Consider the following 7,001-nt stretch of genomic DNA (forward strand, 5'->3'; position numbering starts at 1 on the left):
GCCCGCCGAAAGCGAAGTAATTAGTCGGAGCATTGCCAATATACATCAAACATTTCAAAATAACTACTTGGCTTAAAAAAAATACAGCCAATGGCTGTATTTGACTTATATTTAAAGCATTAGTCGCTATAGATCATACTATTTAAGATTTTGACATAATATGATATCCAGATCACATCCATTCTCCAAAATCTACGAAGAATAACTGCATGATGCCCAACCTAACCTTCTATTGGGATAACCGAGACGTTTTCACCAACTTCAAATGGTTTACTAAGCGGTATATGTCCGATAATAACTTGATCATTCACAGCTACGGAATAGTGATAATCCCTTCCTTGAAACTGTTTTGTTTTAATAGTACCGGTAAGCTCCCCGTGCTCTTTTCTTGATAATGTAATTTGCTCCGGTCGCAATGGATAGATACTCTTTTCCTTTAATTTATTGGAGATGCCCCAATCCTTCCACTTCACATTGCTATGCTTAAGGGTAAAGGAATCTCCTTCCCAACTACCCTCGAACAAATTAGCTTTTCCCACAAATTTTGCAACAAACGGCGTCTCTGGATGATAATAAATCTCTTCAGGCGTACCAATTTGTTCTATCTCTCCATTATTCATCACAACAATTCGATCTGCCATTGCCAGAGCTTCTCCTTGATCATGCGTAACATACACTATAGATGCCTTGGTTAATTGGTGGAGGTTTTGAATTTCCCGTCGCATCTCCATACGTAACTCTGCATCAAGATTACTTAGAGGTTCATCCATTAGCAATAATTTCGGCTTCGGAGCAATCGCTCTAGCAAGTGAAACACGCTGTTTCTGACCACCTGACAATTCACCAGGCATTCGGTCAGAAAAGTTTGTTAAGTTAACAATCTCCAACACCTCCTGAATTCGCTGATTGGCATCTTGCTTCATTGCTTTATCAGCAAAACGGTGATGCTGTAAGGGAAATTGAATATGCTCCTTTACATTCATATGCGGCCATAAGGCAAATGATTGGAATACCATACTTACGTTTCGTTGCTCTGGAGGAGTAGCTGTTTTCGCATTTGCTACCTCTATACCATCCAATAAAATACTTCCATCGGTAGGTGACTCAAACCCTGCCAATAAACGTAATAGTGTTGTTTTCCCACATCCAGATGGGCCGAGAATCGCAAGAAATTCCCCTTCTTGAATGGATAGATTAATACGATGAAGTGCTTGATAACTTCCAAATTTTTTGATTACGTTTTGTACAGTTGTACTCATTTACTTTTATCCACCTTTCTGCTCCAAAAACGCTGTACAGCAAATAGCACTAAATATCCAAGCATAATTAAAGCTACAATAATACTAGAGAAGGCCGTAGCATATAAAGAATAGCCCGATTGCTGAAAGCTTAATATAGACACACCAATAGTCTCAGATGTCGAAGCGTATAGTAGAGAAGAAACAGTAAGCTCTGATAAAGCACTAAGAAACACTAACAATGCTCCACCTAAAATCCCTGGTGTAATTAAAGGAATCAAGATTTTCTTCCACTTACCTATACCATTTGTTCCACTAACTCGTGCCGCCTCTTCAATCTGAATATCTATTTGCTGAAATGCTGTCACACCACTCCTTATCTGTAAAATTAAAAATCTCGTAATATAGGCAATATATAAGATGATGGCAGATCCATAGATACCTGGGTTCCAACCTTTAATTGGTTCCATCCATGCAAATATCATCGCTAACGCTAAAACCATCCCCGGTAATGCATAAGGAACTGTAATTGCCGTTTCCATCACTTTTATCGTGGTGTTCGTTTTACGAATACGCAAATAAGCAAATATGGTTCCTGCGATTATTCCTATAACAGCAGTCACACTAGCTAGTTTCATACTAGTAAAAATAGCATCTATCGTAGAATTACTCGTTAGAATGTATTGATAATTTTTCAGCGAGAAATTTTCTGGAAGGAAATCAAGACCATATGCACGTAAAAACGAAAGCATTGCCATTGAAATTAATGGAAAAATACTTGTAACAGCAAAGAACAGCCACATCATACTTTCAACAACAATTCGCTTTTTCCCCAAAGTATAACGAGGAGTATAATCTAATTTGGTTGTTTCTACTTGTTTCGATTTCCTTAATAACAGCCATTGGACGAATAGACCAGTCACCGCCACGCCCCCTAGTATCATTGATAATACCGCAGCATGATTAAATGCGGATGTACCAAAGCCAATCACTTGTTGATAAATATATGTGGATAATACAGGGATATCAGCAGGTGTACCTAAGAAAGCAGGTATTCCAAAATTGTCTAAACTTCCTAAAAATGCAATAAATGAACCACCTACAATGCCAGGAAGTGCCATAGGCAGAATGATCTTTTTAAACGTATTCCATCGCGTTGATCCAGATATTTGGGCAGCCAGCTCTATTTCTCGAGGTATTTTTCGAAATACATGGATAGAAAATAAATAAACGAGTGGAAAATGACTAATCCCCATGACAAAGATAATTCCAGACATACTATACAAATCCCAGGAAAGGCTCGGTAATGATAAGAAAGCCACCATACGCTCCATTAATCCACCAGGGCCAAAAAATTGAACCCATGCCAACGAGGTGATATAGGAAGGAATAACAAAAGGTAAAAAAACAAACAATTGTATCAGGCGTTTCATACGAATATCTGTATATGCTACAATCCAAGCAAAAAACGTACCCAGTATAAAAGCAATGATGGTAGATCCAGTTACAATTATCAACGTATTTTTTAACACTTGCCATGTTCGCTGATCCTGCAAAATCTCTTGATAATACTGTAATGAAAATCCTTCTTCCGTTGTAAAGCTCATCATCACCAATCGAATGATAGGAACGATAAAAAATATAGCTACCAGTATAATGCCAACTGTTTTCAATGATATGTTAAATAACCTAGAAGGAAATGCGCCTCTGCGCATCCCTTCTATTTTAGTTAAAGTATTCCAATCCTTATTATTCAATACAATCACCTACAATTAGTAATCCTTATTTGGAGAACAGTTCATCAAATTTCTCTTTATCTGATGCACGGCTTTCATATAACTCCTCTATCGGAGCTTGTAATACCTTAATTTCATCAAGCGATTTTAAACCCTTTGGTGGTTCAACTCCTTCACGAATCGGAGTATATCCAATCTTTGCTTGCATTTTTTGCCCTTTTTCAGACAAGATAAAATCAACAAAAGCCTTCGCTACTTCCTCTTGATCGGTATCTGCCATGATGCCAACTGGTTCTGTAATGACAGGTACACCCTCTTCTGGATAAACTAATTGAACTGGAGAACCGTCATTTGCCGCACGAGCAGCTAAATAGTCTACGACCATCCCATATGATTTTTGACCGGATGATACGTTTTCCATTACTGCTCCATTTCCTTCCGTAATCATTGGACTATTCTTTTGTACAGCTTCATAAAAATCCCAGCCAAATGCTTGATTACGGGTCAATACGCTCAAATTATATGCTGCTGCACCAGAGTACAATGGACTTGGCATGACTATTTGGTCGCTTGCATCTTCTGATGTTAACGCCTGCCATGAGGTTGGTGCTGCGGAAACCTTATCTGTATTTACAATCAGACCAGTAGCCATTATTTTTGTACCCGTGTACATACCGTCCGGATCAACAAAATCGTTCGGAATGGATTCAGCTTCTGGAGACATATAATTCATTAGCATATTTTCTTTCTTTAAACCTTCAAAGGTTACAGCATCTGCTACTAGTAAAACATCAGCTTGTACTTCTCCAGCTTGATTTTCTGCGTTAATTTTACTGATTACTTCTTCTGTTCCTGAGCGGAATATGTTTACCTTAACATCTGGATATTCTTGATTAAATGCATCCACCAGCTTCTCCGCATCTACATCAGGCTGGGAAGTGTAAAACTCTATTTCACCACTCATATCACTAGCTGCACTCGCATTCGAATCCTTATCTTTATCAGATTCATTCGAATTAGTTCCACTTTCACCGCAAGCCGCAAGAAATATTAAAAGCAATGATAATGTCATAAAAAGAACCATTCTTTTCATTTATTTTTCCTCCTGTAAATTTGTATATTGATAAAACCAGCGTGTTAATTGATCAATTCTTCTCTTTCGTGTGTGCACTAATTCAATAGGCGAGATAGTAACATATCCTTCTCGTAGCAAATGATAATCTGTTCCTTCATTTAGCTCTAATTCATGATAGTGATCCTTCAGCCAGTAATAAATGTGACCGTGGGGATCATTTAATCCAGCAAAGTTATAGCGTGATACCGATAAATCCATCGGAACCACCCGAACACCTTTACAGAGCTCTTTTGACGTGTAAGGTAAGTTCACATTAAGCATTAAATTTTTGGGGATTTTATTCTGTACAATCACCTCCACAACTTGATAAAGTAATTGTTTCACGATATCAAATTTTATTTTTCGGCTATCAAATGTTTCTAAAGACACAGAAACAGAAGGAACCTGATAGAGCATTGCTTCTTGCGCAGCAGCAATTGTTCCAGAATAGTACAAATCACGACCAACATTCGGTCCGATATTAATTCCAGAAAAAACAATATCCGGTTTTTCTGGAAGTAAGACCTCCATACCAAGCTTGACACAATCTGCCGGTGAACCGTTGACAGCAAAGGCTTCTGCATGTGAGGCAAAATCAACTTTTTTTAACTTCAATGGTTGTCTTAACGTTATTTTATGGCTATAGGCACTTTTTTCTGTTTCAGGGCAAACGACGGTTACTTCACCAAAATGGGAAAGCAAATCTGCCAACGCCTGCACACCAGGTGCAAAAATGCCATCATCATTTGTAATTAATATTTTCAAATAGATACCTTCCTCTCGATCCACTTATGGTTATAAAGAAATTGAATATGCTTTTTTAAAAAAGTTAATTCACGTGACGTGTCCATACCTTCTAGTACAATTGGAACATCCATAGTAGATAGAACTTCTAATATGTGCTGAAGCTCTACCTCTCCTTCACCTAAAGGAACATGATATTGTTCTTTACTAGAATCACTAAGGTGAATACTATTTACAAACCTTAATTGCTCCAAATATTGAATCGAGCTTTCATGCAAAGGAACATGTGCAATATCCAAAGTAACCGGAAGCTCTGTACCCACTTTATCTTGAAACACATTCATATGTTTTGGTTGGGTTAAAATCTCTTTAGCAATAGGTTCCATTAACTCTTGCGACAGTGTTACCTGCTTATCGGCAGCGTGCGCTAATAATTCCTGCGTATTTTCAATTAAGCGATCCTGATGATATTCCCAAAGATAATCTTTCACCGTAAATCTGCCCGGATGAAACGTCATGTGTAACACTTGTAATTGTGACGCTAAATCAATTGATTTTTTTAGTTCTTTCACTGATTGCTCCTGTATCCCCTTATTAATGGAACAAATATTGAGATCCCAGCTGGACGCATGTAATGTTAAAGCAATACCCTCTTCTTTAGCATAATCACGCAATACCTTAGCATTAGCATCATGATGGTAGATATGTTCAGCCCACATTTCTACACCTGAAAAACAAAACTTCTTAGCAAGTGTTATTACTTCTTTCGGGTGGTAATCCCAACATAAAGAGGAAGATATAAAAAATTTCATAATTGATCAACTCGTTTCATCCAATGTTGTTTGGATTGTTCATCCAACTGCACACTTCCTATTGCAACAGAATTCCTTGCTTCCGTTCCGTGATAATCAGAACCACCGGAAACGAGCAGCTCATGTTTTTTGGCATACGCTAACCAATGATGGATATCTTCCTCGCTATGTTTAGAATGGTATACCTCTATCCCATCTATCCCATACGATATTAAATTATCTATCGGAACTGGAGAGGAATACGTTCCGGGGTGTGCTAAATAAGCCTCCCCACCACAGTCATGAATTAACGCAATTGCGTCTTTTGCAGAAAAAGCAGCACGCTCCACAAATGCTGGCTTACCTTTAATTAATAATTCCTCATAAGCTTCTCTTGCCGTTGTAAAATATTTTTCTTTTGCAAGTGCTTCCGCTATATGTGTACGTACGATAATCTCTCCAGGGACATGCTGCCTTACACCTTCAAACGTAATCAGATAACCAAGCTGATTTAACAGCGTATTTATCTTTTTGGTCCATATAGTACGCTCCTGTTTGCGCCATAATGTATACTCAAACATTTTCCTATGGTGAGGATCAAAAAAATACCCAAGGATGTGTAGCTCTCCGTCTTCCCCATCTGTATTGAGCTCTATCCCTGGAATTAACGTAATATGATTCGCTTCCGCATGGCGTAAAGCTGCATCATAAGCACCAATAGCGTCATGATCCGTAAAAGAAAGAATTTGTATACCTGTTGCTGCTGCTTTGTTTATTATTTCTGCTGGATTATAACCTCCATCGGAAAATGTCGAATGAATGTGTAATTCTGTTTTAGTCATCAAGATCCTCCTTTCCAACACACTTATTTCGATGTCTAACTTTATTGTAGTAGCCAAATGTAAAGGAAGATTAAAGCCATAATTAAATAAAAGCTGTTTTTTTGTAAATGAAAGTTAATCATCTATTTTTACCCCAATATATGGAAAGTTATTAGAAATGCTGATGTTTTAAGCTCTAACAGGGAGAGGGATGGTCATAGTCAGCTTAAATTGTAAAGGGGAAGTAAATTATTTACGTTATATTAATACCATCTAGTTCATGTAGGAGCTATATTTAAAATTATTGTAAATTTGAGTTGTCTGTGTAACAAAAGGAAACAGAGGCTACTAGCCGTTAATAAATGGAGCGTACTTATTAACTAAAGCTTAAATTGTAGGAGCTTTTTTCTAATCATAAGAGGAGTTTTTAAATAGGAAGTCTACAAACAAGGGGTAAGCGCCCTTTAACAGCAGCAAAACATTAAGAAAAACCGGGCAAAAACCAGCCCGGTCCTTTCCTGTTTGCCATAGCTAGAGCACATCCGATAGTTTGTATT

Annotated in this window: 6 protein-coding genes; all 6 read right to left on the reverse strand. The window is 37.7% G+C overall.

The features are described 5' to 3' along the window. Nucleotides 1–221: 221 nt before the first annotated feature. Genes Q1A47_RS19420 through Q1A47_RS19445 form a run of 6 tightly spaced genes read right to left on the reverse strand, consistent with a single transcriptional unit; the run spans nucleotide 222 to nucleotide 6,465 of the window. Nucleotides 222–1,259: an ABC transporter ATP-binding protein gene (locus Q1A47_RS19420; RefSeq protein WP_026679637.1), complete on the reverse strand. Its 1,038-nt coding sequence runs from the start codon at nucleotides 1,257–1,259 to the stop codon at nucleotides 222–224. Further along, nucleotides 1,256–2,995 (reverse strand): iron ABC transporter permease, encoded by a 1,740-nt coding sequence (locus Q1A47_RS19425; protein ID WP_246484805.1) that lies wholly within the window; start codon nucleotides 2,993–2,995, stop codon nucleotides 1,256–1,258. Before Q1A47_RS19425 ends, Q1A47_RS19420 begins: the two co-directional genes overlap by 4 nt. Before the next feature lie 25 nt (nucleotides 2,996–3,020). Then, complete coding sequence (locus Q1A47_RS19430; RefSeq protein ID WP_026679638.1) at nucleotides 3,021–4,067, reverse strand: ABC transporter substrate-binding protein; 1,047 nt, start codon at nucleotides 4,065–4,067, stop codon at nucleotides 3,021–3,023. Continuing rightward, nucleotides 4,068–4,853: a 5'/3'-nucleotidase SurE gene (gene surE / locus Q1A47_RS19435; protein WP_026679639.1), complete on the reverse strand. Its 786-nt coding sequence runs from the start codon at nucleotides 4,851–4,853 to the stop codon at nucleotides 4,068–4,070. Continuing rightward, the gene (locus Q1A47_RS19440) at nucleotides 4,850–5,644 is read right to left on the reverse strand and encodes a sugar phosphate isomerase/epimerase (RefSeq protein WP_166530645.1); all 795 of its coding nucleotides are present in this window, start codon (nucleotides 5,642–5,644) and stop codon (nucleotides 4,850–4,852) included. The genes surE and Q1A47_RS19440 overlap by 4 nt, the downstream gene beginning before the upstream one ends. After that, complete coding sequence (locus Q1A47_RS19445; protein ID WP_166530644.1) at nucleotides 5,641–6,465, reverse strand: PHP domain-containing protein; 825 nt, start codon at nucleotides 6,463–6,465, stop codon at nucleotides 5,641–5,643. The genes Q1A47_RS19440 and Q1A47_RS19445 overlap by 4 nt, the downstream gene beginning before the upstream one ends. Between the last annotated feature and the right edge of the window lie 536 nt (nucleotides 6,466–7,001).

It is taken from the genome of uncultured Virgibacillus sp., from assembly GCF_947495635.1.
Lineage (GTDB): Bacteria > Bacillota > Bacilli > Bacillales > Amphibacillaceae > Virgibacillus > Virgibacillus salarius.